The sequence below is a fragment of the Desulfuribacillus stibiiarsenatis genome (genome assembly GCF_001742305.1).
GTDB lineage: Bacteria > Bacillota > Bacilli > Desulfuribacillales > Desulfuribacillaceae > Desulfuribacillus_A > Desulfuribacillus_A stibiiarsenatis.
This window is the reverse complement of sequence record NZ_MJAT01000012.1, coordinates 330,657-355,983: the sequence shown is the minus strand read 5'-3', so window position 1 is coordinate 355,983 and position 25,327 is coordinate 330,657. Positions and strand designations below refer to the sequence as shown.

Annotated in this window: 27 protein-coding genes; 1 reads left to right on the top strand and 26 read right to left on the bottom strand. The window is 35.7% G+C overall.

The features are described from left to right. Positions 1-43: 43 nt before the first annotated feature. The 21 genes from BHU72_RS07480 to BHU72_RS07380 all read right to left on the bottom strand — a co-directional run bounded on the left by BHU72_RS07480 (position 44) and on the right by BHU72_RS07380 (position 20,212). Positions 44-532: a hypothetical protein gene (locus BHU72_RS07480; protein WP_069701985.1), complete on the bottom strand. Its 489-nt coding sequence runs from the start codon at positions 530-532 to the stop codon at positions 44-46. Positions 533-584: 52 nt separating this feature from the next. After that, positions 585-818 (bottom strand): trp RNA-binding attenuation protein MtrB, encoded by a 234-nt coding sequence (gene mtrB / locus BHU72_RS07475; protein ID WP_069701984.1) that lies wholly within the window; start codon positions 816-818, stop codon positions 585-587. 17 nt (positions 819-835) lie between these two features. Further along, entirely contained in the window at positions 836-1,120 is a 285-nt protein-coding gene (locus tag BHU72_RS07470; protein WP_069701983.1) for a hypothetical protein, read from the bottom strand. A gap of 59 nt (positions 1,121-1,179) precedes the next feature. Further along, a complete protein-coding gene (locus BHU72_RS07465) occupies positions 1,180-1,518 on the bottom strand; it encodes an RNHCP domain-containing protein (protein ID WP_069701982.1) in 339 nt (112 codons plus the stop codon). Between the two features lie 9 nt (positions 1,519-1,527). Further along, on the bottom strand, positions 1,528-2,289 hold the full coding sequence (locus BHU72_RS07460) for a fumarylacetoacetate hydrolase family protein (RefSeq protein ID WP_069701981.1): 762 nt from the start codon (positions 2,287-2,289) through the stop codon (positions 1,528-1,530). A gap of 43 nt (positions 2,290-2,332) precedes the next feature. After that, positions 2,333-2,899 carry a GTP cyclohydrolase I FolE gene (gene folE / locus BHU72_RS07455; RefSeq protein WP_069701980.1) on the bottom strand — a complete coding sequence of 189 codons (567 nt, stop codon included), beginning with the start codon at positions 2,897-2,899 and terminating at the stop codon, positions 2,333-2,335. Between the two features lie 134 nt (positions 2,900-3,033). Then, a complete protein-coding gene (locus tag BHU72_RS07450; RefSeq protein ID WP_069701979.1) occupies positions 3,034-3,306 on the bottom strand; it encodes an HU family DNA-binding protein in 273 nt (90 codons plus the stop codon). Positions 3,307-3,491: 185 nt separating this feature from the next. After that, on the bottom strand, positions 3,492-4,973 hold the full coding sequence (gene spoIVA, locus BHU72_RS07445; protein WP_069701978.1) for a stage IV sporulation protein A: 1,482 nt from the start codon (positions 4,971-4,973) through the stop codon (positions 3,492-3,494). A 116-nt stretch (positions 4,974-5,089) separates the two neighbouring features. Beyond that, entirely contained in the window at positions 5,090-5,902 is an 813-nt protein-coding gene (locus BHU72_RS07440; protein ID WP_069701977.1) for a PHP domain-containing protein, read from the bottom strand. 18 nt (positions 5,903-5,920) lie between these two features. Beyond that, positions 5,921-6,841 (bottom strand): dipeptidase, encoded by a 921-nt coding sequence (locus BHU72_RS07435; protein WP_069701976.1) that lies wholly within the window; start codon positions 6,839-6,841, stop codon positions 5,921-5,923. Between the two features lie 99 nt (positions 6,842-6,940). Beyond that, a complete protein-coding gene (locus tag BHU72_RS07430; RefSeq protein ID WP_069701975.1) occupies positions 6,941-7,201 on the bottom strand; it encodes a stage V sporulation protein S in 261 nt (86 codons plus the stop codon). A gap of 128 nt (positions 7,202-7,329) precedes the next feature. Then, positions 7,330-8,115: a TIGR00282 family metallophosphoesterase gene (locus tag BHU72_RS07425; RefSeq protein ID WP_069701974.1), complete on the bottom strand. Its 786-nt coding sequence runs from the start codon at positions 8,113-8,115 to the stop codon at positions 7,330-7,332. A 161-nt stretch (positions 8,116-8,276) separates the two neighbouring features. Next, a complete protein-coding gene (gene rny, locus BHU72_RS07420) occupies positions 8,277-9,827 on the bottom strand; it encodes a ribonuclease Y (protein ID WP_069701973.1) in 1,551 nt (516 codons plus the stop codon). Between the two features lie 201 nt (positions 9,828-10,028). After that, on the bottom strand, positions 10,029-11,057 hold the full coding sequence (gene recA / locus BHU72_RS07415) for a recombinase RecA (protein WP_069701972.1): 1,029 nt from the start codon (positions 11,055-11,057) through the stop codon (positions 10,029-10,031). A gap of 118 nt (positions 11,058-11,175) precedes the next feature. Continuing rightward, entirely contained in the window at positions 11,176-12,693 is a 1,518-nt protein-coding gene (locus tag BHU72_RS07410) for a DEAD/DEAH box helicase (RefSeq protein WP_069702055.1), read from the bottom strand. Between the two features lie 61 nt (positions 12,694-12,754). Further along, positions 12,755-13,996, bottom strand: coding sequence for a competence/damage-inducible protein A (locus tag BHU72_RS07405; protein ID WP_069701971.1), 1,242 nt, complete (start codon positions 13,994-13,996; stop codon positions 12,755-12,757). A 14-nt stretch (positions 13,997-14,010) separates the two neighbouring features. Continuing rightward, a complete protein-coding gene (gene pgsA / locus BHU72_RS07400) occupies positions 14,011-14,592 on the bottom strand; it encodes a CDP-diacylglycerol--glycerol-3-phosphate 3-phosphatidyltransferase (RefSeq protein WP_069701970.1) in 582 nt (193 codons plus the stop codon). Next, a complete protein-coding gene (rimO, locus tag BHU72_RS07395; protein ID WP_069701969.1) occupies positions 14,576-15,922 on the bottom strand; it encodes a 30S ribosomal protein S12 methylthiotransferase RimO in 1,347 nt (448 codons plus the stop codon). The genes pgsA and rimO overlap by 17 nt, the downstream gene beginning before the upstream one ends. Before the next feature lie 89 nt (positions 15,923-16,011). Then, positions 16,012-16,860, bottom strand: coding sequence for a helix-turn-helix domain-containing protein (locus BHU72_RS07390; RefSeq protein WP_069701968.1), 849 nt, complete (start codon positions 16,858-16,860; stop codon positions 16,012-16,014). Positions 16,861-16,922: 62 nt separating this feature from the next. Further along, complete coding sequence (locus tag BHU72_RS07385) at positions 16,923-17,378, bottom strand: DUF3388 domain-containing protein (protein WP_176720431.1); 456 nt, start codon at positions 17,376-17,378, stop codon at positions 16,923-16,925. Between the two features lie 104 nt (positions 17,379-17,482). Next, complete coding sequence (locus BHU72_RS07380; RefSeq protein ID WP_069701966.1) at positions 17,483-20,212, bottom strand: Ger(x)C family spore germination protein; 2,730 nt, start codon at positions 20,210-20,212, stop codon at positions 17,483-17,485. Positions 20,213-20,424: 212 nt separating this feature from the next. Between BHU72_RS07380 and BHU72_RS15860 the strand changes: the two genes are divergently transcribed. Then, on the top strand, positions 20,425-20,592 hold the full coding sequence (locus tag BHU72_RS15860; RefSeq protein ID WP_176720430.1) for a hypothetical protein: 168 nt from the start codon (positions 20,425-20,427) through the stop codon (positions 20,590-20,592). Between the two features lie 6 nt (positions 20,593-20,598). Here BHU72_RS15860 and BHU72_RS07375 read toward each other — a convergent pair whose 3' ends face one another. From BHU72_RS07375 to BHU72_RS07355, 5 genes are all read right to left on the bottom strand, one after another. After that, entirely contained in the window at positions 20,599-21,003 is a 405-nt protein-coding gene (locus BHU72_RS07375) for an Asp23/Gls24 family envelope stress response protein (protein ID WP_083248316.1), read from the bottom strand. A gap of 82 nt (positions 21,004-21,085) precedes the next feature. Beyond that, positions 21,086-23,422, bottom strand: coding sequence for an FtsK/SpoIIIE family DNA translocase (locus tag BHU72_RS07370; RefSeq protein WP_069701965.1), 2,337 nt, complete (start codon positions 23,420-23,422; stop codon positions 21,086-21,088). A 216-nt stretch (positions 23,423-23,638) separates the two neighbouring features. After that, the gene (locus BHU72_RS07365) at positions 23,639-23,857 is read right to left on the bottom strand and encodes a YlzJ-like family protein (protein ID WP_083248315.1); all 219 of its coding nucleotides are present in this window, start codon (positions 23,855-23,857) and stop codon (positions 23,639-23,641) included. Continuing rightward, positions 23,854-24,633: a ClpP family protease gene (locus BHU72_RS07360; RefSeq protein ID WP_083248314.1), complete on the bottom strand. Its 780-nt coding sequence runs from the start codon at positions 24,631-24,633 to the stop codon at positions 23,854-23,856. The genes BHU72_RS07365 and BHU72_RS07360 overlap by 4 nt, the downstream gene beginning before the upstream one ends. A gap of 106 nt (positions 24,634-24,739) precedes the next feature. After that, a complete protein-coding gene (locus BHU72_RS07355; RefSeq protein ID WP_069701964.1) occupies positions 24,740-25,309 on the bottom strand; it encodes a flavodoxin family protein in 570 nt (189 codons plus the stop codon). Positions 25,310-25,327 lie beyond the last annotated feature (18 nt).

Below are 25,327 nucleotides of genomic sequence, written 5' to 3'. Positions count from 1 at the left end.
TATACAATTGCACAAACTGTATACTAGAAAGTAATATGTTTCATTACTCTTGAATCAGTGTGTATGAAAACACTTTTTGAATATTTTTAAAATATTCTCCAGACGCATTAAGGTTCTTTGACTCATTAAAAAAGGTGGTTTTATTCGTATTCACTAAAAGAATAGGCTTATTATTTTTATACATATAAAATCGAATGGCATTAATTTGTGAGAAATCTCTGAATACGGCATCCGACAATTTATAACTATCCATTAACCCATAATCAGAGGGATCATCTAATAGGTTCATATACACATCCATTGTATCCTCATTTTCGAGAATAATTTTATTGATTGTTTGATCTATATCTATGTTCCCAATTATGCTTTTTATCTTTTCTTTATCTTGAATAGTGCTATCATTCTGTTTAACAACTGGAGTAGCTGTCTGTAACGTAAACTCATCATTTCCAATTGGGTAAAAAGATACTAAAAGCAATATAAACGTAGAAATGACACATGCGGTAAATATCCCTCTTCCGAACTCGAGCATAATGTAAAACCTCCTTATGCCCCATTTTATGAAAAAAAAGCGCAGGCTATTCCTACACTTCCTTGTCTGTTGTATATAGTAAACCAAATTTCGTTTGAATTACTGCCTTACCCCTAACTTTAACAGCGGATGTATGCTCAGTAAATTGAGCAATCATTACTTCGCCTTTATCTAATTTCTCAGAATGATGAAATCTTGTGTCATGACCTCTTGTTAATCCTATTACGTTTACTCCGTTTTCTAGCGCTTTTATTACAAAATATTCACTGCTATTATGATCTGCCATGCTACACTCTCCATACTCTAAGTTTTCTTCGTTCGCTTTTGTGTCATGTTAATATTTGAATAAAGCCCACTTGCTGATAGTCCAATTATTATACCACGTACTATAGCAATAAACCAGTTATCACTTGTATCTATGCCACTATAATAAAAACCTATTGAAATGAGTAACCCAAATACAATTGATACTAAAGGCGCATAATAAGGATTAATATACCGTTTACTTAATTGGACTAATGCACTGACAATCGCTATAAATGTTACACTTTGTGAATTTACTATATCTATTGTATGGCCGGCGTCCATAAACCACACTTCCCAACATATTTGTATTATTATCATATGTTGAGTTGTAAAAATAATTGTTAGGTGATCGATTTATTTTTCATTATTTTTAAGATCTCATCCAAACAATCAGGCGATTCTAATGTATCTAGTGCAGCCTTGTTATACTTTACCATACCACATGCACGACATTTATGTAGTATCATATATCCCTTATGGCTCTTATATTCTATGTCCACTGGGTCCATTAAACTTTTACATGCACTTTCTCTATCTCCTGGCACATTATCTAGATGTTTCGAAACAAGACAACTAGGACAATGATTTCTGCAGCCACCACCTTTAATTGGTGGTACTTCAAATCCGCAATTTTCACATGTAAATGACTCGTTGATATGTGTTGTTTTTCTTCTCGTCATGTAAATCTCCTATACTAATGCTGTAAAAGAATTTCTTAAAATTCCAATGCCTTCGATTTCAATTTCTACTATATCACCATGTTTCATTGGTCCAATACCAGAAGGCGTTCCCGTGATAATTACATCTCCAGGGTACAATGTCATGATAGAAGAAATATAGGAAACTAATCGATTTGTGTTATGTACCATATTACTTGTATTTGAAGATTGTACTTGCTTCCCATTTAGCCTCGTTACGATGGACAAATTATCATAATCTAAATCTGTGACAATCCAAGGTCCAAGAGGTGCAAATGTATCAAACCCCTTACATCTGGTCCATTGATTGTCTAGCTTTTGTAAATCGCGCGCCGTCACATCGTTGCAAATGGTTGCCCCAAGAATATATCTTCTCGCATCCTCTTGTCTAATATTCTTTGCAACCTCGCCAATTACAATTGCTAATTCCCCTTCATAATCAATACGACTAGCTGTTTCGGGTTGATTAATCTCCTGTCCATAACCAATAATCGCTGAACTAGGTTTTAGGAATATTAGCGGCTCTTTTGGAGTAGTAAATTGAAGTTCGGCCGCGTGATCCTGATAGTTAATTCCTACAGCTATTAATTTTGAAGGTATAACTGGCGCTAATAACTTGACTTCTTGCAATTTATAATAAGCATTTGTAAGTTCATATTCAGCTAGAAAGTCACTATCAATTTCACGAACCATATCATCTTCTAATATGCCATAACGAATCGATTGATTGATTTTAAACCTTACAAATTTCATCATTATACCCCCATTTAAAAGTAAAATATAGAGATCTTTATAACTAACCCTTGATTAAACTAAATGCTTCTGCACGTAATGCAATATCATTTTCAAAAATTCCACGTACGGCAGACGTGATAGTTTTTGATCCAGGTTTTTTTATACCTCTCATAGTCATACACATATGCTCAGCCTCAATCACTACGGCAACACCTAGTGGATTTAACTTTTCTACTATAACTTCAGCTACAGTAGTAGTAATTCGCTCTTGAAGTTGAGGTCTCTTAGTAACTATATCAATGACACGAGCTAATTTGCTTAATCCAGTTACCTTTCCGTCAGAGGGAATGTACGCAACATGGGCAACTCCAAAGAATGGGACTAGGTGATGTTCACACATTGAATGAAATGGAATATCTTTAACAATCACTAATTCCCCATGATTTTCATTAAATATAGTCCCCAATGGGCTAGCCGGATCTTCATGAATCCCTGCAAATACTTCTTCATACATCTTTGCGACTCTCTTAGGAGTATCTTGGAGACCTTCTCTTGTTGGGTCTTCACCGATTGCTTCTAGAATCATTGTTACTGCCTTCACAATTTTATCATGATCAAAATTAGTCATAAAATCCTCCTGCTTATTGCGATATGCAATAGTATACCTTGAATAATTGAAAAAGTGAAATAGGGAAATAAAAATAGGATATCTTTTCGATATCCTATTCTATAAAAATATATAAAAGCAAAGTTATGTAAATACTAGTTTACCGCGTCTTTTAATGCTTTCCCAGGCTTAAAAGCAGGAACTTTACTCGCAGGAATTTCAATTTCAGTCCCAGTTTGTGGATTACGGCCCTTTCTAGCAGCACGTTCTCTTACTTCAAAGTTTCCGAAACCTATTAATTGAACTTTATCATTATTCGTTAATGCTTCAGAGATTGCGTCTAATGTCGCTTCAACAGCTTTACCCGCATCTTTTTTAGTTAAATTCGTCATTTCTGCTACTTTTGCAACTAATTCTGTTTTGTTCATGAGTTCACCTCCTTCTTATATTTTCGTTATATAATAGTAACCCCTATTAGCGACTACTAAAATCAAGACTGATTATACCATAGAGTAGTATTATTTCAACATTTTACTATTTTAAAGCTTAAATTCATTACTTTTCTCCTAACAAATAAAAAAAGAAGCACTTTTTTTGTGCTTCTTTAGACTTATTACAATATGATAGCTATGAGGCCACCGCTACCTTCGTTGATGATTCTTTCTAGGGTATCTTTAAACTTATATCTTGCATTTTCCGGCATAAGTGATAGCTTTGCAGATATACCTTCCTTAACCACATCAGCAAGTGATCTACCAAATATATCGGATTGCCATATTTTGAGTGGGTTTTCCTCAAAGTCTTGCATTAGGTATCTTACGAGTTCTTCACTTTGCTTTTCAGAGCCAATGATTGGAGCAAATTCTGACTCTACATTAATCTTAATCATATGAATACTTGGTGCAGTCGCTTTTAGGCGAACACCAAATCTAGACCCCTGGCGAATCAATTCTGGTTCTTGCAATTGCATATCCTCAATTCTTGGAGATGCAACACCATAACCTGTTGATTTCACCATCGCTAGTGCACCAGCAATTTGGTCATACTCTTTTTTAGCAAATGTTAAGTCTTTCATTAATTTCATTAGATGGTCTTTACCCTGTATTTCAACTCCGACAATCTCAGTAAGAACTTGATCATATAACTCATCAGGTGCAAATAAATCAATATCAACTGAGCCTTGCCCCATTTGTAGATTCGATAGGTTCGCTTTTTCAACGAACTCTTCTTCAGATAATGCGCATACTACTCGATCCACATCACGTATGCGTTTAATATCATTCAAAGAATTACTTACGCAATTCTCAAATTTACTTCTTAACCAGTGATCATTATCTAAAACCATAACCCAACTCGGTAAGTTCACATTTACTTCTGTAACAGGGAACTCGAATAATACCTCTTTTAATGTTTTGTATACATCTTGTGAATCCATCATAGCACAACTCATCGCTAATACTGGGATGTCATATTTCTCTTTTAATTCACTTGCTAGAGCCTGTGTTTCTTCACTTAATGGCTTGATAGAATTCACAATCATTACAAACGGTTTGCCAACTTCTTTTAGTTCTTGAACTACACGTTCCTCAGCATCGATGTAATTTTCTCTAGCGATGTCTGCAATTGTTCCATCTGTTGTGATTACAACACCAAGCGTTGCATGCTCTGCAATAACTTTGCGAGTTCCAATTTCAGCAGCTTCATGAAACGGAATTGGATCGTCATACCATGGTGTATTTGTCATGCGTGGATTTCCTTCATCATCTTCATAACCTTTAGCACCTTCTACTGCATAACCCACGCAGTCAACTACCCTAACATTGATGTTTAAATTTTCTTCAACTTCAATGGTAATAGCATTGTTTGGAATGAATTTTGGTTCTGTTGTCATGATTGTTTTTCCTGCTGAACTTTGAGGTAGTTCATCTTGTGCTCTTTGACGCTGTGACGGATTGTCAATTTTAGGCAGCACGAGCAATTCCATGAACTTTTTTATGAAAGTTGATTTTCCTGTACGCACTGGACCTACAACTCCAAGATAAACATCTCCACCTGTTCTCTCTGCAATATCTTTAAAAATATCGATCTTTTCCACAATAAAACCCTCCTTAGCGCGAAATCCTATTCGCTTAAAGTATATGAGGGATTACTTATTATAGAACAAGCTTAATAAAAATTTTCATTTTTTTATTCTTTATTTTACAATTCTTTTTAAACTGTTGGTAGTAATGCTTTCATATTCTCAATTATAGAATATTCACCTTCAGTTGTTCCAAGTATTGACGCCTCTCCATTTCCATGGCAGTCAGATCCACTTGTCACAATTAAACCATGTTTAGTTGCTATATCTTTATATTTTTTGGAAGTTGCTCTATCATGTTTACTATGAAATGCTTCAACTCCAGAAATTCCATACTTTATTAGTTGTGTCCAGTCTAGTGGTGATTTGTATAATCCAGGATGTGCAACTACTGAAATTCCGCCGGCACTACTAATCAACTCTATAGCGTCTTGAATCGATAGTTTATATCTTTCGACATATGCTTTTTTCCCACGTGATAATAGATTGTGGAATACCTCATCTGTAGACCGATAATACCCTTTCTGCACTAAACATCTAGCAATATGCGGTCTGCCAATTGTACCAGTCTTCGCCTCTTCCATTACTTCTTGTATACTAATGTCGTAGTTATATTTATTTAATAGTGTGACCATTTGTATTGCTCTATTGGATCTTGATTGTTTAATTACTTCTAATTCTGCTTGCAAGGGCTTGTTCTTTACATCAATATAATAACCAAGAATATGAATCTCTTGCGTCCCGTAAAAAGCGCTAATCTCTACACCAGGAATTAGTTCAATGTTAAATTCTTCAGCAAACGTAACAGCCTCCGAGAAACCTTCTGTTGTATCATGATCAGTAATAGAAATAGCTTGAATTTTTTTTTCATATGCTTCGATAATTGTATTTTTAGGAGTACGTGTTCCATCGGAACTTGTGGTATGAATATGTAAATCTATCATCTATAAACTCCTTTTCTTTTAAGGTAATCTATCCAACAAAAAATTCTTCCAGTTTTCAAACATAACTTTATTCGCTATCTTATCGCCAAACTCCTTGTTAAGCCTATAAGATAAGATTTGTAAAGAATGTGGCGAATTTAGTTCTTTTATCAATGCAGCACCATCAAAATCAGAGCCTAAAGCAACCACGTTTTCTCCACCGTGTTTAATTATAGTATCTATGTGACGAATCACATCATCCATAGTGGCTTTTTCTTTCTCTTCATTTAGAAATTCTGGCACATAATTTATTCCTATAACTCCGCCACTTGAAATGATTGCTTTAATTTGTCCATCCGATAAGTTTCGAACATGATTACACACAGTCTTGCTATTCGAGTGACTCGCAATGATTGTTGGTTGACTCTCATTGAGTGCTATTATATCCCAAAATGACTGCTCGGATAAGTGTGATACATCGACAATCGCATGATTCTTACTTAATTTATGCATAAATTCAATACCCTTAAACGTTAACCCAGTGTTTTTTTTCGTATGACAACAAGTAGCAAAAGCATTATCGTGGTTCCAGGTTAAACCAAAAATCCTGGCACCTAAGTTCCAAAGTTGATCGAAGAAATCACTAGAATATGCAAGTATGTCACAACCTTCTAGCGAAAGAAGAACATGTAATACACTATTGTTATCAAAATCATTCTTAGATTTTATGAATACACAATCCGTTCGATTTATGAAATCATCTTTAAATATCTGTATTTGTTTTTGATATTCTTGCAATATCTTTTCTGATGACTCTATGGAACCACCTTGTTTACTAGCAAACAAGGCAAAATTTTGTATATTGACACGAGATTGTTTTAGAGTTGAATAGGAAATTACTGTCGGCTGTTTTCTAGATTTTTGGTAAAGATAATCACAATGTCCATCAGCAATTTTCAAAGAACTCACCCCATCTTTTTAATTTTCCATATAGAATTTCCATATAAAATAAAAGAACCTGTCTATTCATTTCGAATAAATACAGGTCCTATTGATATTTTACCTAGGTTCTACAATAAGTTTTATAGCTGTTCTTTCTTCCCCATCGATCATTATATCAGTAAACGCGGGAATACATACAAGGTCAACTCCACTAGGTGCAACAAACCCTCTCGCAATAGCTACTGCTTTCACTGCTTGATTAATGGCACCAGCACCGATTGCTTGTAACTCTGCAGTTCCGCTTTCCCTTAATACGCCTGCTAGAGCACCTGCCACTGAATTAGGATTTGATTTTGCTGAAACTTTTAATACCTCCATAAATTAGAACCTCCTCTAGTGTGTAAAATATCTACCATTTAAATGTATATTCTATGAAATTACCAACTATTCCTTCTTACGTTATTCAAATATATACAATCGTTAGAATTTTACAAATATTATAGATACTATGAGCGCTCTAAAATCTGATGTATCGATTTAGCCTTGATACTATTACTTTCAGTTTCAATCAGTACAGCAGAAAACTGCCACGAATCAGTATTCTGTATAATCTCTAATTTTACAGGTAATTTTGTAGTGAAACGTTTGATTACTGAGTCTTGGCTCATGCCCAAAACCCCAGAGCTGCATCCTACCATTCCAACATCTGTAATATAAGCTGTTTGTTTATTTAAGATTTGCGCATCGCTTGTCTGAACATGCGTGTGAGTGCCTAATACTGCTGTAACTCTACCAGTCAGATAATGCCCCATCGCTAGTTTTTCAGAAGTGGCTTCCGCATGAAAGTCTACAACAACATAATGATCTTTAGGAATTTGCTCTAAAATTTCGTCAATAGCGTGAAATGGACAATTTAATGAATCCATAAATGTCTGACCACTAATATTAATAATTGTTACATTTTTCACACCACATTTAATCGTTACATAGGATTGCCCTGGTGATGATTTAGGATAGTTTGCTGGTCTAATAATTCGATTGGGGTGGGATACGAATAAATCATAGATTTCATTTTGGTCCCAAACATGATTTCCCATCGTCAAAATATCAATGCCTAAGTCGTATAGGCTCATAGCAGCTTTCTTAGTAATACCTTTACCGTTAATCGCTGCATTTTCACCGTTTGCAATAATAAGATTTGGTTGATATTTATCTTTCGCAACAGACAAATAATCCCTAATCACTTGAATACCAACATTACCGACAACATCGCCTAAGAATAAAATTTTCACAAGATACCTCTTTCTACACTCTACTATACATCTTAAAGTATTCATGTTTGCTCTTTCAATGATTCCTATATTTAATCTTATCATTCTAAAAGCACAATTGTCATTTGAGAATACTTCCTGAAAAGAAGCAAAGAATAAAAAATAAAGTGACCTAGGCCACTTTATTTTGCATATTCTACTGCTCGTGTTTCGCGTATGACCGTAATTTTAATCTGCCCTGGATAATCTAGTTCAGCTTCAACTCTCTTCTTAATTTCTCGAGCTACTGTAACCGACTCAACATCGTCTATACGTTCTGGACGGACAATAATTCTTAACTCACGTCCTGCTTGAATCGCGTAAGATTTTTCAACGCCATCTACATTATCAGCAATTGCCTCTAATTTCTCAAGTCGTTTAATATATGATTCAAGTGTTTCACGTCTAGCTCCTGGTCTTGCAGCAGATAAAGCATCCGCAGCAGTTACTAATACTGCCGTAATACTTTCTGCTTCAAATTCACCATGATGTGAAGCGATACTATTAATGACTTCCTTAGGTTCGTTGTACCTTTTCGCGATATCGATTCCGATTTCAACATGTGAACCTTCAGTTTCGTGATCAATAGCCTTACCAATGTCGTGTAAAAGTCCTGCACGTTTTGCTAGCTTTACATCAACACCTAGCTCTGCTGCCATTAAGCCAGCAAGATGTGCTACTTCCGTTGAATGCTTTAATACATTTTGTCCATAGCTTGTACGGAATTTTAGTCTTCCTAATAGTTTAATTAGCTCAGGATGCAGTCCATGAACACCTGTGTCAAAGGTTGCTTGCTCTCCTTCTTCACGGATACGTTCATCTACTTCTTTACGAGCTTTCTCAACCATCTCTTCAATTCTAGCTGGGTGAATTCTTCCATCTGCTACAAGTTTCTCTAAAGCAACTCGAGCAACTTCACGTCGAATCGGTTCAAAACCTGAAAGAATTACAGCTTCTGGTGTATCGTCGATAATTAAATCTATTCCTGTCAGGGCTTCAAGTGTTCTAATATTGCGACCTTCCCGTCCAATGATTCGACCTTTCATCTCATCATTAGGAAGTGCTACAACTGATACCGTTGTTTCTGCTACGTGATCTGCTGCACATCTTTGAATAGCTATCGAAATAACTTCTCGCGCGCGTTTGTCAGCTTCCTCTTTCGCCTGGTATTCAATTTCTTTAATCATTAATGCAGTTTCATAACGAACTTCATTTTCTACCTTATTAAGGATAATTTCTTTCGCTTCTTTTTGGTTTAGTCCTGAAATGCGTTCAAGTTCTGCTACTTGTTCGTCTAGTTTTTCTTGTATTTTTTCTTCTAGTTCAGTAATCTTCCGTTCTTTTCCAACAAGCGATTCTTCTTTTCGCTCTACTTGCTCTACTTTTCGGTCTAATGATTCCTCTTTTTGCAATATTCTACGTTCTAGTCGATCAAGTTCTTTTCTTCTTTCACGTAAATCACGTTCAGCTTCTGTACGAATTTTATGAGCTTCATCTTTAGCTTCTAATATTGCTTCCTTCTTAGATGCTTCTACTTCTTTTTTAGCACTTTCCACAATATTACGAGCTGCTTCTTCAGCACTCGATATTTTTGCTTCGGCTATTGACTTTCTCACAAAAAAACCTATAACAAATGCTATAACACTTACTGCAATAAGGACTATTAGACCTACTCCAATGGATATTTCCCCCATCAGGTCTAACCTCCTTCTGATAATATATTACCAGAAGGCCACATGTCTATTAAAACAAAGCCAACAGAAAAAGAATAAAGTCTCTAATTTAACAGTAAAACCAAAATTTCACAATTTTACACGAAACAGAAATACGCAATTTCATTGTATTATTTGTGCTATTACTTGTCAAGAAATATGATACATATCATCTTATTTTGATTATTCTGCTATAGTTTCTTCATTTATTGATTTCGCAGCCTCTTTATGTAGCTGATAATAGTCTCTAATTCTTTGATCAATTTTCTTCGCTATATTGTCGTTTTCCTTTAGATATATCTTGGCGTTTTCTCTTCCTTGCCCTAATCTTTCGCTTTCGAAAGAATACCACGCACCACTCTTATTCACTATATCTAGCTCTGTTCCAATGTCTAATATACTTCCTTCTCTTGAGATTCCCTCACCATACATGATATCCACATCCGCTTGTTTAAATGGAGGTGCTACCTTGTTTTTTACTACTTTAATCTTCACTCGATTTCCTACGATATCGTTTCCTTGTTTAATAGACTCTGTTTTTCTTACATCTAATCTTACACTAGAATAGAATTTTAAAGCGCGTCCTCCCGGAGTTACCTCTGGATTTCCAAACATAATACCAACTTTTTCGCGAATTTGGTTAATAAAAATCGCAATTGTTTTGGATTTACTAATTGCACCAGAAAGCTTACGTAAAGCTTGTGACATAAGTCTTGCTTGTAAACCAACATGTGAATCACCCATTTCTCCTTCTATTTCCGCTCTAGGAACCAAAGCTGCTACTGAGTCAATAACAAGAATTTCAACAGCCCCACTTCTCACTAATGCTTCAGCAATCTCAAGTGCTTGCTCACCTGTATCAGGTTGAGAAAGTAATAATTCATCCGTATTTACACCTAAATTTTTAGCGTATAAGGGATCTAGTGCATGTTCCGCATCTATAAATGCTGCTTGTCCACCCTTACTTTGAATTTCCGCAATTGCATGTAAAGCGACTGTTGTTTTACCCGAAGATTCTGGTCCAAAAATTTCGATGATTCGACCTTTTGGATATCCTCCTATTCCTAACGCAATATCTAACGCTAATGCACCTGAAGAACTAGTTTCTACTATATTTGATGTGGATTCCCCTAATTTCATGATAGAACCTTTTCCGAATTGTTTCTCTATTTGTTTCAAAGCCATCTCCAACGCTTGCTTACGATCACTCATAATAAAATCCTCCCCAGCCATTTTTTAGCATATAAAAAGAACAGAAGTTCGATTTACTCTATTGTACACGATTCAATTATAAAAAAAAAGTGCTAATTAGCACTTTTTAAAAATATTCTTATACCCTCGGCTTTGCAGGTTCAACATTAATTCTTTTTCCATTGACGCGCGTGTTTTGGAATGCCTCATAAACAAATGGGGCTTGCGCCTCAGCTACTTCAACAAATGTAAAACGGTCAAAAATATTGATTTTCCCTATCGTAGAGGAAGCGATTCCTGCATGCTCTTGGAGAATATCCATGACTATTTTCGGTGTGAACTCTCCATTCTTCCCGACATTAATAAAGAATCGAACCATCCCTTTGGCGCTTCCAGTATCACCAAAATCATATGTATGAACATCTTGTTTGGCGAATGATGTATCGACTGCTATTTTCATCGCTGCCGCGGCAACAGACTCTGCACCATATTTAGCAAATAGATCTTGAAGAGCAGTTTCATATTCTAATAACTGTGAACTTTCTACTGCTTCCGTAACCTTGTCTTTCCACTGTTCTTTCATTCTTTTTGCCACTTCTTCTAAAGATGGTACATCTTTCACATTTAGGTTTACTTTTGTTTGCTTTTGAATAGCTACTAGTTGTTTAATCTCTCGTGGAGTCACTAATGTGATCGCTATACCTTTTTTTCCAGCTCTTCCTGTACGACCTACACGATGTACATACGACTCAGGGTCCTGCGGGATATCATAGTTAAATACATGGCTTACATTTTCTACATCAATTCCTCTGGCGGCTACGTCTGTAGCAATCAATAATTCTATCGATGCTTCTCTGAATTTCTGCATTACTTTGTCACGTTGCGGCTGAGATAAGTCTCCATGCAATCCCTCTGCTAGATATCCTCGATCTTGTAAAGAATCAGTTAATTCGTCCACACCTTTCTTAGTACGGCAAAAAACTATTCCTAATCCAATCTCTTCTTGATCGAGAATACGGCAGAAACTATCAAATTTGTCGCGTTCTAATACTTTGTAATAGAACTGTTGAATTAGTGGTACTGACACATCACCCTTAGCGATAGCAATATTCTTTGGTGACTTCATATATCTAGTCGATAATTTTTTTATTTCATATGGCATAGTAGCTGAGAATAATAAAGTTTGACGTTCTCTAGGAGCAGAAGAAACAATGCTCTCAATGTCATCGACAAACCCCATGTCTAGCATCTCATCTGCTTCATCTAATATGATTGTTTTGACTGCATCAAGCTTTAATGTTTTTCTGCGCAAATGATCTAAAATGCGTCCTGGTGTCCCTATGACAATTTGAGCTCCTTGATTCAAAGCACGAATTTGATGCGTAATATGTTGTCCACCATAAATCGGCAACGGTTTAATCTGTTTAAGTTTACCTATTTTTCTTAATTCCCCTGCAACTTGAATAGCTAGTTCTCTTGTAGGTGTCAGAACTAATGCTTGTACATTTTTATTATTTTCCTCCACCTTTTGAATCAGAGGGATTCCAAAAGCAGCTGTTTTCCCTGTTCCTGTCTGAGCTTGGCCTATTACATCATGCCCCTGTAATACAATTGGAACACATTCCTCTTGTATCGGTGTCGGTTCTTCGAACCCCATATCACTTAATGATTTTAAAATTTTCGTATCAATACCTAGTTCTTCAAATTTAATACCCAATTTATTCACCCTTACTTTCCATGTGTTTCAATAATAGAAATAATACTGTTTTGACAGTTTTCATACGTATAGAATCTCGGTTTCCATTAAACTGGAATTTATGTATTTTTTGATAATCATCAGCATCGATAGCTATAAATACTTCTCCCACATTTCTTCCAAAATCTGAAGTAGGCCCTGCATAACCAGTGATACCAATGCCAATATTTGTATCATGCTTCCCTCTGGCTAGTTTTGCCAAATATGTTGATACCTCAGCACTTACTGCTCCTGCTTCTTCAATCAATTGTTCCGGAACACCAAAAGATATTTTTGCTGCATTACTATAACAAACAAACCCTTGCATGAAATATCGAGAGCTATCTGCAAGTGTGGAAAGCATATTACTTAATAGACCTCCTGTACAACTCTCAGCAACTGATATTGTATATCCTTGTTGTAATAATCGTGCATGAACCAGAGATAATAACGATTGCTCATCAGTCCCATAATAATAGTCATGTAATCGATTTATTACTAAATCTCGAACAGGTTCAATCAGCTCTTGCGCTTCTTTCACATTACCTGCTTTTGCTGTGATTCTTAATGTAACTTCTTGATCACTACATAGTGGAGCAATTGTAGGATTCGTCTGTGATATTAAAATATCATCTATGATATCCACTAGTCGAGACTCTCCCACGCCAAAAAAACGTAATGTTAATGAATGTATGATGGAATCCTTTTGGATAAATTGCAATAGTTTTGGTATGGCAACTTTACTAAACATAGGTTGTAATTCCCTAGGCGGACCAGGAAGCAGTAACATATATTTCTCGTTATGAGCTAAAAAAACACCTGGAGCTGTACCATTGCAGTTTTCTAATGCTATTGACCCTTCTGGTAACATGGCTTGGTTTAGATTTCGTTCTGGCATAGGTATCTGGCGTTCTAAAAAAAACTGTTTAATCTGTAGCGCCGAAACTTCATCGAGTAAAAGAGATAGATTCAAATATGTAGCAACTGCATCTTTGGTAATATCGTCATCCGTTGGTCCTAAACCACCAGTGAGTATGATTAAGTCAGAGCGGTTGTATGCAATATCTAAAATCTCGATGATTCTATCGAAATTATCACCAACGCAAGTATGGTAATACACATCAATCCCAACTTCTGCAAGCTTTTGCGATAAGTACTGACCATTGGTATTCGCTATTTGACCTAATAACAATTCAGTCCCTACAGCAATAATTTCAGCTCTCACTAAATCCCCTCCACCTAAGATTTCTTTATAATCACATGACGATTTTTATAGAAGTAATCTATACCGGAAACAATTGTGATAATAACAGCAAAAAATAAACTGATTAAATCTAAAGGTAAATTAATGTACGTAAATGGAAAGTTATTTAATATTAATAATGCAACAGCTACAATCTGAGCAATTGTCTTTATTTTCCCAAGCTTACTCGCAGCAATTACTTGCCCATCAGCAGCAGCAACAAGTCTTAATCCTGTTACTGCGAATTCTCTACTAATTATAATAACTGCAACATATGCCTCTAACCTTCCCATTTCTACTAATGAGATTAAAGCCGCAGAGATTAGTAGTTTATCTGCTAAAGGATCTAGGAATTTTCCTAAATTCGTAACCATTTTTTTCTTTCTAGCAATGTATCCATCAAGACCATCGGTACTAGCAGCTAATATAAAAACAAATGCAGCAATAATCTCGCTTAATGATGTACTGACACCTACTATGGAAACTCTTCCAAAATCAAATTTCACTAACATAAACAACATGACAATTGGCACTAAAAATATTCTAGTTAAAGTAATTTTGTTAGCTAGGTTTAACATTAGAAACCTCCCCGGCTAAATCGTAATCTATTACATGTGTAATAGTAACAGGTATGATTTTACCAATTTCTATCTCCTTACCCGTAACGAATACTTCACCATCAATCTCTGGCGCATCAAATGGTGTCCTACCGATATATGTTGTTCCATCTTCATGTAATTTTTCGATTAGAATAGGTAAAATTTTTCCCACGAAATTAGAATTTCTAGTTTCTGTAATACCCCTCTGAATCTCCATGATTTCATGTGCACGACGTTCTTTAACATCTTGCTCAATATGGTTCGTTAAATTTGCAGCAGCAGTATCTTCCTCTAAAGAATAAGTAAAGACTCCTAGTCGGTCAAATTTAATCTCTTGTACAAATTGCTTAAGTAATTCAAAATCTTCAATCGTCTCACCTGGGAAACCAACTATCAACGAAGTACGAATGGCAACGTTTGGAATTTGTGTTCGAATCTTTGCTATCAACTCCCTAATATTGGTTTGTAGTCCTGGGCGTCTCATTAGTTTCAAGATTCGGTCTTCACTATGTTGCAGTGGTAATTCTACATATTTACATACCTTAGAAAGTGAAGCGACAGCATGGATTAAATCATCATTAAAGTTACCTGGATAAGCATATAGAAGACGAATCCATTCAATTCCTTCTACTTCTTGAAGAGCATAGAGCAACCCTGTTATTTTCGGTTCACCATATATGTCTATTCCATAACAACTGGAATCTTGAGCAACTAAATTGATTTCTTTCGTTCCATTTTTAGCTAACGCTTGTACTTCTCGTGTAATTGATTCAATCGTTCTACTTCGGTAAGCTCCACGAAGTTTAGGAATAATGCAAAAAGTGCAAAAATTATTGCATCCTTCTGCAATTTTCACATATGCACTAGGCCCAGCTTTGCGATTTTCATGGAAATTAGTGAACTGATCATATGAGATAGCTGGATGACCTACATAAACCGGCCGCGATCCCTGATGGCATTCAGAAATTATCTTATGTATATTATCAAAATCACCTGTTCCAACAATTCCATCTATCTCCGGAATTTCTTTCATCAACTCATCTTTATACCTTTGCGCTAAGCATCCTGTTACTATTAAATATTGTAATTTACCCGTAGTCTTGTATTCAGCTATATCCAAAATAGTGTTTATTGACTCTTCTTTCGCAGAGTCAATAAAACCACACGTATTGACTACAATGACTTGGGCATCCTTTAAATCTTCTACGATATGAAATTCTTTTGAACGTAGTATATCTTGCATAATATCTGAATCAACAGAGTTTTTAGCGCATCCTAATGTTACAATTGTTACCGATAAATGATTCATTTTTCTCCCCCATAAGCTAATCGCTTTTACCCTTTTCAAGTATAATATAAGGCTTAATTTGTGTCAAAAAAACACCACTAAGGGTGTTTTTAATCCTTTTCAATATTCAATTGAAAATTTCTCGGGCTTGAGCTAGCTTCTTTATCCAATAATGTCTCATTAATAAATAGATTGACTGCATCTGGATTACCAAGTCGAATCCAAAGATTTTGATTATGATTCACTTCCTCTGCATTACCTTTGGTCAACGATTTCGTACTTAACACTCGGCCTCGACCATCGTTCTCCCTTACCTCATACCAGCAAGTACCATTTATAGCTTCAATCTTAATACTTAGTTCCGCAGAATTTACTTGATATGTATAACTTGTTTGAGTTTGCTCCGTCAATGTAATCGTAACGTTTTCCGGTCTTGGCTGCTCCTCACTAAGTTCCGGAATAGTAATAGGATCCTTTTCTCGAAGTGGTTCAAGATCAGACACTTGATTCGGATCAATTACAGTGTCAGGGTTTAGTTGATTATTATCAATATCTTGAGTATCTAATTCTGTCGTTGAAACATAATAAAAAATTGTAAGAATAACAGCAAATACTAATAAAAGCACTAAAGTAAGTGAGAAAAGTTTGCCGAAACGTTTCGCTCTAGCTGGTGCAGAAGTTCTTGGGGCAATAAAAGTGCTTTGCTGTGACTTATGTGTTCTCGATAAGTCTCTAAAGCTTTCACTTTCAGATAATAATTCGCTAATATCTACATCTAATGCTTTCGCATAACTTCGTATAAAACCTTTCGCATAAAAATCTCCCGGCATCATAGACCAATCATCATCCTCAATCCCTTGGAGATAACGCGTGCTAATTTTCGTTATATTCGAAATATCGTCAATGGTTAACCCAGTTTCTATTCTTTTGCTCTTTAAGTATTCTCCAATTGAACTCACAATCTCACCCCTAAAAATTTATATTAAGATTCCGTGTAGTAAGTATCAAATCCATACAAACCTCAATAAAGAAACGGATATGTTACGTGATGATTTGAATTTGTTCGAATCTCGAAAATGATATCAAATACATCCCCAGATAAATTATTTTGCTCGAGAAAGATGTCGGGATGTTCAATTACAATGGTTGTTGCATGTAAATACCTTAGGAACAAATCTTGATAAAATTTACGATGCAAATGAAAAGAAACAATGATTCCATCGAAAAGTAGTAGCTGATTCGTTTTATTTGCTGCAGCAAAAGTATCATTTAAACATCCCCAAGCTTCTGGTTCTAACTCATGACACTCTAAAATGGCTTTATTCAGATTACATGCGACTTGTTTAACAGCAGTACTTTTCCCTAATCCAGTATTTCCAGAGATTCCGATGCAACAAAATTCATAATCCCTTATGATTTTACTCATATGGTTTACTAATTTATCGTATTCACTTTCCAAATAAATTACCCGTTTCACACGCATCACCAATAGAGTATTCTACACTTAGAATCTGTTTCCTGCATAAAATCATACATTAATTATAAAAAAGATGCCATAATTAGCATCTTTTTTATAATTAATTATTGTGAATTACTGATTCCTACGTTTCTAGTTACACCGTAACGTTTAATTTTGACATTTGCTTGTACCTGAAAATTGATATCGGGAAATATCTCTTTCCAATCTTGTGATATCTCCTTCCATTCTCGAGGGTTTTGTCTCCGTACATGTTCTCCGATGCCAAAGATATCGACCTTATCTTCCTTTGCTTTTTCTATAACTTTTTCTATTTCAGATTTTATACTATCTGCAACTTTATCTTCCACACTCTTTAATGCTTCTAAAGATCTTAAGTCGATATCCTCTTCAATTTCTGTAATTTTACCTTTCATATCAATTGTGATTGTCACATTGACTTGCCCATTTTCAACATCAGTTTTGATTTTGGATCCAGCTGAAAGTACTCGTGCAGTAATTGCTCCTACGATTCCATCCCAGTCTACTGGAATTACTGCACCATCGACATCACCTACAACCCATAGTATTCCCCTCGTTAGATTTTCATCATAGAAATCAATCAACTTATCACGGTCAAATACTGCGCTACCGGTAATTAATAGTGATTCTTTTCCATCCGCGTCCGTGTATACCTCAACAGCGGATGCTACTGGTGCTCTTGAGGGAATCGAGAGAAAAAATAAAAAATCACGTAAATTTATCGCAGCTGCAAATGATGTATCTCTTCTTGCTTGTAGCATTGAAGAAAGTTCAACTGCTAATAAGGATTCTAAGTGGGGAGTAGCTGAAAGAACTTTTTTCGCTTCTTCTCCTTTTACGACAATAAACCATGTTCTTAGACGATTTTCAGGAGTACGGTCGAAAAAGTCTAATATTGTTCCTACACCTTCCCTAGCCAATTCTTCTCCAATGACAACAACCTGATTATGTCCCCAATAGATCTGTCTTCCAGAATATCTCACTAGGTTTCTAGCTGCCTCAAAAACACTCTTTCCTTCCGTATCGAGAATCCAATTTGCATTAGGATTGCCCCCGCCACCACCTTCGGACGCACCAGCCACCACTCCAGGTTTAATGATTTGGACCGTCATAGAAATCTGATTCTCCTTATCTTCCTCCTCTTTGATTTTATCTATGCCAATACCACCGATTATTGCTCGATTATTGATTTCTTCCATATTCCAACAACCCGTTAAAAACATACCACTTAAAATACATAAACATAGAACGACAATAGGCGGTGTTGGTCTTGGTGTTTTATTTCTTCGTTGTCGCCTCCAATTGAATAATTGAGGACGATACTTTAAACTCCACCATGGGGCACGAACAATGGAGTCCTTTAAATCTTCTGTAATCAATGGTGCAAAAGGTGCCATGTAAGGCACACCAAATGATCTCATAGAACATAGATGTAGAAGCATGAACATTAAGCCTATAATAACACCATATAACCCAAAAATTCCTGCTAAAATTAGAAAGATAAATCGAATAAAACGAATTCCTGCATGGGTCCCAAAACCAGGAATTGCAAAAGCAGCGATTGCAGTACCTGCAACGACTATAACCATCGGTTGAGAAACCAGCCCAGCACTTACTGCAGCTTCACCCAAAATCAATGCCCCTACGATACTCACTGTGGAACCAATTGCTTTTGGCATTCTTGCTCCAGCTTCTTTAAGCGCTTCAAAAGTAAATTCCATTAAGAAAGCTTCAATAATTACTGGAAATGGAACACCTTCCCGTGCGGCAGCAATACTTATCAATAATGGAGTCGGTAACATCTCTGGATGAAACGTGACAACACCAATATACAAGCTAGGTAAAAATAAAGAAATAAATAAAGCGATAAAACGAATAATTCGTATCATCGTACCACCAGTGTAGCGATTATAATAGTCTTCACTTACATGCAATAAATCTTGGAATACCATTGGGAGGATTAGCACAAATGGGGTATTGTCTATAATAATAGCTATTCTTCCCTCAAGTATTGCAGCCGTTGCTTCATCTGGTCTTTCCGTTACACTCATTGATGGAAAAGGCGAAAATGGATTGTCTTCAATTAGTTCTTCAATATAACCTGACTCAAGAATCGCATCTATTTCGATTCTATGTATCCTTTCTTTTACCTCTTTTAATATTTCGTGGTTGACAGTGTCATCTAAATATACCAAACAAACTTTAGTATTCGTCTTTCTCCCTACCGTGATTGTTTCACCTTTTAAATGGTGGCTTCTAATTTTTCTACGTATCAATGCCGTATTCGTTCTAAGGTTTTCTATAAACCCTTCCCTTGGCCCACGGATTACGACTCCAGAATCTGGTTCATCAATTCCGCGCAAGCTAAATCCTTCTACACCTGCAACGATACCTGCGTCAATACCATCAATTAATAACACTGCTTGTGCATTTAATATCCCATCTTTCACCTCGGTAATAGTTTCACATGGACTTAAATTATTAGCAGACAAACAACGTTCGATAAACTCTTTCATCCATTTTTTTCCATCCATCGCATCTGTTTTTAGGTATGGATTTACTAAAAAATCAACAGTGACGATTCTTTCAAGGATATCTCTGTTTATCACATCGCTATTAATTAACCCTTCTATATATATAATTACGCCTTTTTTTTCAACATTGTTGAATTTCACAAAAAAGTCTCTAAATACGACATCATCACTTTTTTTAAATAATTCCTTTAATACAGATAAATTTCGACTCAGCTCTTTATGAATGTTCCATGGTTCTACTAAACCAGTAAAGCGCTTTGCCCTTTTAGGGATTTCCATATATGCTCTATCCTTTCAAAATTCTTGTTAATTACATTATTTGTGTAATTCGGGATAGTATGCACAATACAAAAAAACTTGGTTATACCAACCAAGTTCCAAGTTATTTTTAGAATATATTTCCAATATCGCTAATATATAATCGTCTTATCTTTACATACCTGACTTAATACTTGTGAAAAATAATTATACAAAAGAAAGGAGGTAGCATTATGTTATTTAAATTTCAACGCAAAAGCCCATGGAGCTTTGTAACGAATTTCGAGATGAAAAATATGTGGATTATTCAATTTGTAAGCTTTGCTGCTTTTACTATTGCCGGTTATTTCATAAGAAACCGCTATATGAATCGTAAAACAAAAATGGATAGTTACGAGTAACGTACCTTAGTACGTTACTTCCTTTTCCTTTTCTTTATCGTCATATATTTTTAGTCCATCAATTCTTACATTTACTTCTTGAACCTTTAACCCAGTCATAAATTCTAATGATTGTTGAAGGTTAGACTTCAAATTATGATAAATATCTGGAATCGAGTGGTTGTATTCAACAATCAAGTACAAGGATATGGAAACCTCTTCGCTACCTATTTCGACTTTAATACCTTTATATAAATGTTTATTGCTTAGCTTTTGGGCTATGCCATCAAAAATCCCCCCGCTGATGGCATAGATTCCTTCAATTTCTAAGGAAGCAATTGCAGCAATTGTCTTAATAACATCGGGATCAAATGTTAATACGCCTTTGATTCCACTTTTATTAATGGCGTCCTTTATTATCACATCTTTCATCAAAGATCTCTCCTTTATCTTGTACAAGATACTTTAATGAATCATATGTGATAGTAATATAAGAAATACCATATGGTGCAATTTAGTTTTCCAAATTAGCTTTTTGTTGTTCTTTGATGTGATAGTACTCATCCTTAGTCAGCAACACGTCTCGTGGTTTACTTCCTTCAAATGGACCAACAACTCCATTTTCCTCCATAGAATCGATTAAACGAGCTGCACGAGCATATCCTACTTTTAGTTTTCTTTGTAAAAATGAAACAGATGCTTGTCCTACTTCTAGAATCAGCTCCACTGCTTGTGGGTATAACTCATCTTCTATAGCATTTGATGCTTCTTTCTCTTCTGTTACACTGTCAAATTTCAATAATTCTTCATTGTACGTTGCTTCTTTTTGTTTCTTTATAAAATCTACAACTGCTTCAATTTCTTCTTCCGCTATATACGCCCCTTGAATCCTTACTGGCTTTGAAGCACCCACTGGATAAAATAACATATCCCCTCTACCTAAAAGCTTTTCCGCTCCACCCATATCCAAAATTGTCCGAGAATCAGTCTGAGAAGCAACAGCAAATGAAATACGACTTGGTATATTGGCTTTTATAATTCCAGTGATAACGTCAACACTTGGTCTTTGTGTAGCAATGATTAAATGTATCCCTGCAGCTCTAGCCATTTGAGCAATTCTACAAATGGCATCCTCAACATCGCCCGGAGCAACCATCATTAAATCTGCCAATTCATCAATGATTACAACTATCTGCGGTAAACATTCTAAATTATGATTTCCCTTTTCAATTTCTTGGCGGATAATCGTGTTGTAACGTTCTAAGTCGCGGGTTTTTCGATCAGCAAAAAGTCGGTAGCGGCGCTCCATTTCTTGTACGACCCGTTTAAGCATATATGCTGCTTGTCTTGGATCTGTGACAACAGGGGTCACTAGATGCGGAATATCATTATATACGTTTAATTCTACCATCTTAGGATCAATCATAAAAAATTTAACTTCATCAGGATTTGCTTTATACAAGATACTTGTAATAATACCATTGACACAAACACTCTTCCCTGATCCTGTAGATCCTGCAACTAATAAATGCGGCATCTTCGCCAAATCTGCAACTATTGAGTTACCGGACAAGTCTTTCCCTAAAGCAATTGTTAATTTTGAGTTTGCTTGCTTAAATTCTTTACTTTCTAGCACTTCTTTTAAACCAATGACAGCAACTTCTTGGTTAGGAACTTCAATACCAATTGCTGCTTTTCCAGGAATAGGAGCTTCCATTCGTATATCTTTAGCTGCTAAGGCCAGTGCTAAATCATCAGTAAGGTTTAAAATCTTACTAACTTTCACCCCAATTGCTGGTTGTAACTCATATCGAGTAACCGCAGGTCCCTGACTGTATTGAACAACTTTAGCGACTACTCCAAAGCTTTCTAGGGTTGCTTCTAATTTGCGAATATTTGCAACTATCCCAGCGTCGCCCTTAGATTTCGTAGCTCTTTGTTGCAATAATTGTAAGGGAGGAAAATCGTATGACATATTGGTTAAACCGGCAAGAGGCTTATTGTCCACTGCTAATACTGCTTCTAGATCTTTTAATACTTCTTCTTTTTCGAACTTTCTTGCAGTAACTGCCTTATCTTCTAATTTTGTTGCTACTACATCTTTTTCCGTTTCATCTTGCTGCGTTTCTGCGGTTATAAAATGATCTTTCGTCACTTGATTTACATTCTTAGTTTCATGAATATAGCTATTTTTATCTGTCGATTCATGTGTTTTTGAATCAATCTGGTCATTTTTATTTATATCCTTTTTCATGATATCAAACAGTTTGGAAAAGTAGTTGCCGCATTGATCTCTTAAATTCCCTACTCTAATTTTTATATTCTTAAATACATCGCCAATCGAAAGCTTTGTAAAGAATAACAATGCAATAAGAAAAGATCCTAATAGCACAAGTTTCGTTCCATTCACATCAAATAAATAAATGAACCCCCATAATAGTAATGCTCCAATGAGCCCGCCCCCTAAATCAACGGACTCTTCAGTAACTCTATTTTCTATCGTTGCCACATATGTACTTGAAATGATATTGAAATCTGAACCTGTCTTCCCTAAAAGTTGAACATATAAGTTCAAATGGCTATAAATTAACAGTATTAAGAAAAATAGAAATACTCCATAAAAGCGCGTATTCGGCTTCACAGTAGAACGATGAATCATGAGATACAGCGCAAAAGCTCCCGCAAATAACGGTAAGAGAAACCCCCAATTTCCCGCTATCAACTTTGTAAGAAACGCTAGCGATCCACCGATTGATCCAAACTTACCTAAAGTCAAAGCTGATATAACTAATATTATAATGCCAATCGATTCATATTTAAGATTACGATTTAATTCTTTAAAAAATTCCAATCTCCCACCTCTTTATTCTCTGTCTTGTCTTCCCTGTTTAATCATAATCCACAAAGTAATTTATCGCAATATATAAACAAAACTTGGCATACAGCAAGTCCTTCCGACGAAGGTGAATGCCTTAGTTGCTGTTACTTATAGTCAGAATTTTTATAAATTCTGACTATGAAAGAAAAGCCTCTACCCTAAAGGATAGAGGAATATTATACATTGGTATTAATTTGGGCGAAAATAAATAATTTTGCCTGGCATATATGTATTGTTTAAATAGTCATTCGGATTACTACTCACTAGACGAACTATTTTTGCTTGATAATTATCAATAGTTTCTAATTGAACCAATCGACCCTCATATTCTATTTCAATGTACGTTGGTTGAACCTCTTCGCTACTTTGCAATACAGATTCGATAGGGAGTGGAGTGTATATTATCACTGAAGCATGTCTCCTTTTTTACTTAGTTCTATTAAAGACTTCAACTTCTTAAGAGCTTGCCCTAAACCACCAACTTCATCAATCAACCCGTATTTAACTGCATCTGAACCAATAACATTTGTACCTATGTCTCTCGCTAAATCGCCTGTTTTATACATCAATTCTTTAAATTTTTCTTCTGAAACTTTAGAGTGTTTCGTAACGAAACGAACTACACGCTCTTGCATTTTATCTAAGTATTCAAATGTTTGTGGCACTCCAATCACTAAACCTGTTAAGCGGATAGGGTGTATCGTCATTGTAGCCGTCTCTGCAATATAACTATAATCAGAGGAAACAGCAATCGGCACCCCGATAGAGTGCCCACCACCTAGAACGAGTGTCACGGTTGGCTTTGAAAGACTTGATAGCATTTCTGCTAATGCTAAACCTGCCTCTACATCTCCTCCAACGGTATTTAGTATGATTAAAATCCCCTCAATTTTATCGTTTTGTTCCGCGGCTACAATCTGCGGAATAATGTGTTCATATTTTGTCGTTTTGTTCTGTGGAGGTAGAATCATATGTCCCTCCACTTGTCCAATAATATTAATGCAATGAATGTTGCTTTCAGTTTGAGGAATATTAGTTTGTCCAAAATTTTTAATCGTATCAATAATATTTTGTTCATCTTTTTTGTTAGTCGTATTTTTGGGTTTTTCTGGAACAGCTGGAGCAATGCTCGGCGTTGTAGGAATATCTTGATTTAAGAGTCTTCTTCTATTGTATATTGGCATACCAATGTCCCCTTCAAGAATATTTGGATATAGAAGTTAGTATTTGTCAATAAACAAAAAAAATACAACATCTGCAATCGATTAGATGTTGTATTTGAATTACCTATTAATTATGAATTTTGGTAATCAATTTAGCTACATTTTCAGAGAAGCGTTTTACTGTGTTCAACCCTTCTGTGTCTTTCAATGCTTCTCCAGGCTCTTTACCGAATACTATATTCCAATATGTTGAACCAGGTACAATCATTTCATTAATGAAGTAAAACATAAGCATCTCATTATAAGCAGTAGACAAACCTCCGCGACGTCCTACTGCAATAGGTCCTCCTACTTTCCATGATAAGAATCGATCTGTCCCGTACGATACCATACCAATTCTTTGTATCGTATTCATTAAATCGCCACGGGCAGTGCCAAAGTGAACTGGAGCGCCAATAATAAACCCTTCTGCTTCTTTTACCTTTTCTAAAATTTCATTTAATCCATCGTCTATGGTACAACGTTTAATTTCTTTACATTTTCTACAGCCTACACAAGAATGAATCGACTTTCCTGCTAAAGAAATAATCTCCGTCTCTAGACCTTGATTTTTTATAACCTTTTCACATTCTTGCATGATTTGCACTGTATTTCCTACTTTATTAGGACTCCCTGATAATAATATTACTTTTTTCAAATTCTTCACCCCATATGC

What these genes read in the sequence shown, in the direction of transcription:
- BHU72_RS07480 (WP_069701985.1), bottom strand. Translation starts at nt 532, where the DNA reads ATGCTCGAGTTCGGAAGAGGGATATTTACCGCATGTGTCATTTCTACG.
- mtrB (WP_069701984.1), bottom strand. Translation starts at nt 818, where the DNA reads ATGGCAGATCATAATAGCAGTGAATATTTTGTAATAAAAGCGCTAGAA.
- BHU72_RS07470 (WP_069701983.1), bottom strand. Translation starts at nt 1,120, where the DNA reads ATGGACGCCGGCCATACAATAGATATAGTAAATTCACAAAGTGTAACA.
- BHU72_RS07465 (WP_069701982.1), bottom strand. Translation starts at nt 1,518, where the DNA reads ATGACGAGAAGAAAAACAACACATATCAACGAGTCATTTACATGTGAA.
- BHU72_RS07460 (WP_069701981.1), bottom strand. Translation starts at nt 2,289, where the DNA reads ATGAAATTTGTAAGGTTTAAAATCAATCAATCGATTCGTTATGGCATA.
- folE (WP_069701980.1), bottom strand. Translation starts at nt 2,899, where the DNA reads ATGACTAATTTTGATCATGATAAAATTGTGAAGGCAGTAACAATGATT.
- BHU72_RS07450 (WP_069701979.1), bottom strand. Translation starts at nt 3,306, where the DNA reads ATGAACAAAACAGAATTAGTTGCAAAAGTAGCAGAAATGACGAATTTA.
- BHU72_RS07440 (WP_069701977.1), bottom strand. Translation starts at nt 5,902, where the DNA reads ATGATAGATTTACATATTCATACCACAAGTTCCGATGGAACACGTACT.
- BHU72_RS07430 (WP_069701975.1), bottom strand. Translation starts at nt 7,201, where the DNA reads ATGGAGGTATTAAAAGTTTCAGCAAAATCAAATCCTAATTCAGTGGCA.
- rny (WP_069701973.1), bottom strand. Translation starts at nt 9,827, where the DNA reads ATGGGGGAAATATCCATTGGAGTAGGTCTAATAGTCCTTATTGCAGTA.
- recA (WP_069701972.1), bottom strand. Translation starts at nt 11,057, where the DNA reads ATGAGTGATCGTAAGCAAGCGTTGGAGATGGCTTTGAAACAAATAGAG.
- BHU72_RS07410 (WP_069702055.1), bottom strand. Translation starts at nt 12,693, where the DNA reads ATGGGGTTCGAAGAACCGACACCGATACAAGAGGAATGTGTTCCAATT.
- pgsA (WP_069701970.1), bottom strand. Translation starts at nt 14,592, where the DNA reads ATGTTAAACCTAGCTAACAAAATTACTTTAACTAGAATATTTTTAGTG.
- rimO (WP_069701969.1), bottom strand. Translation starts at nt 15,922, where the DNA reads ATGAATCATTTATCGGTAACAATTGTAACATTAGGATGCGCTAAAAAC.
- BHU72_RS07380 (WP_069701966.1), bottom strand. Translation starts at nt 20,212, where the DNA reads ATGGAAATCCCTAAAAGGGCAAAGCGCTTTACTGGTTTAGTAGAACCA.
- BHU72_RS15860 (WP_176720430.1), top strand. Translation starts at nt 20,425, where the DNA reads ATGTTATTTAAATTTCAACGCAAAAGCCCATGGAGCTTTGTAACGAAT.
- BHU72_RS07375 (WP_083248316.1), bottom strand. Translation starts at nt 21,003, where the DNA reads ATGAAAGATGTGATAATAAAGGACGCCATTAATAAAAGTGGAATCAAA.
- BHU72_RS07360 (WP_083248314.1), bottom strand. Translation starts at nt 24,633, where the DNA reads ATGCCAATATACAATAGAAGAAGACTCTTAAATCAAGATATTCCTACA.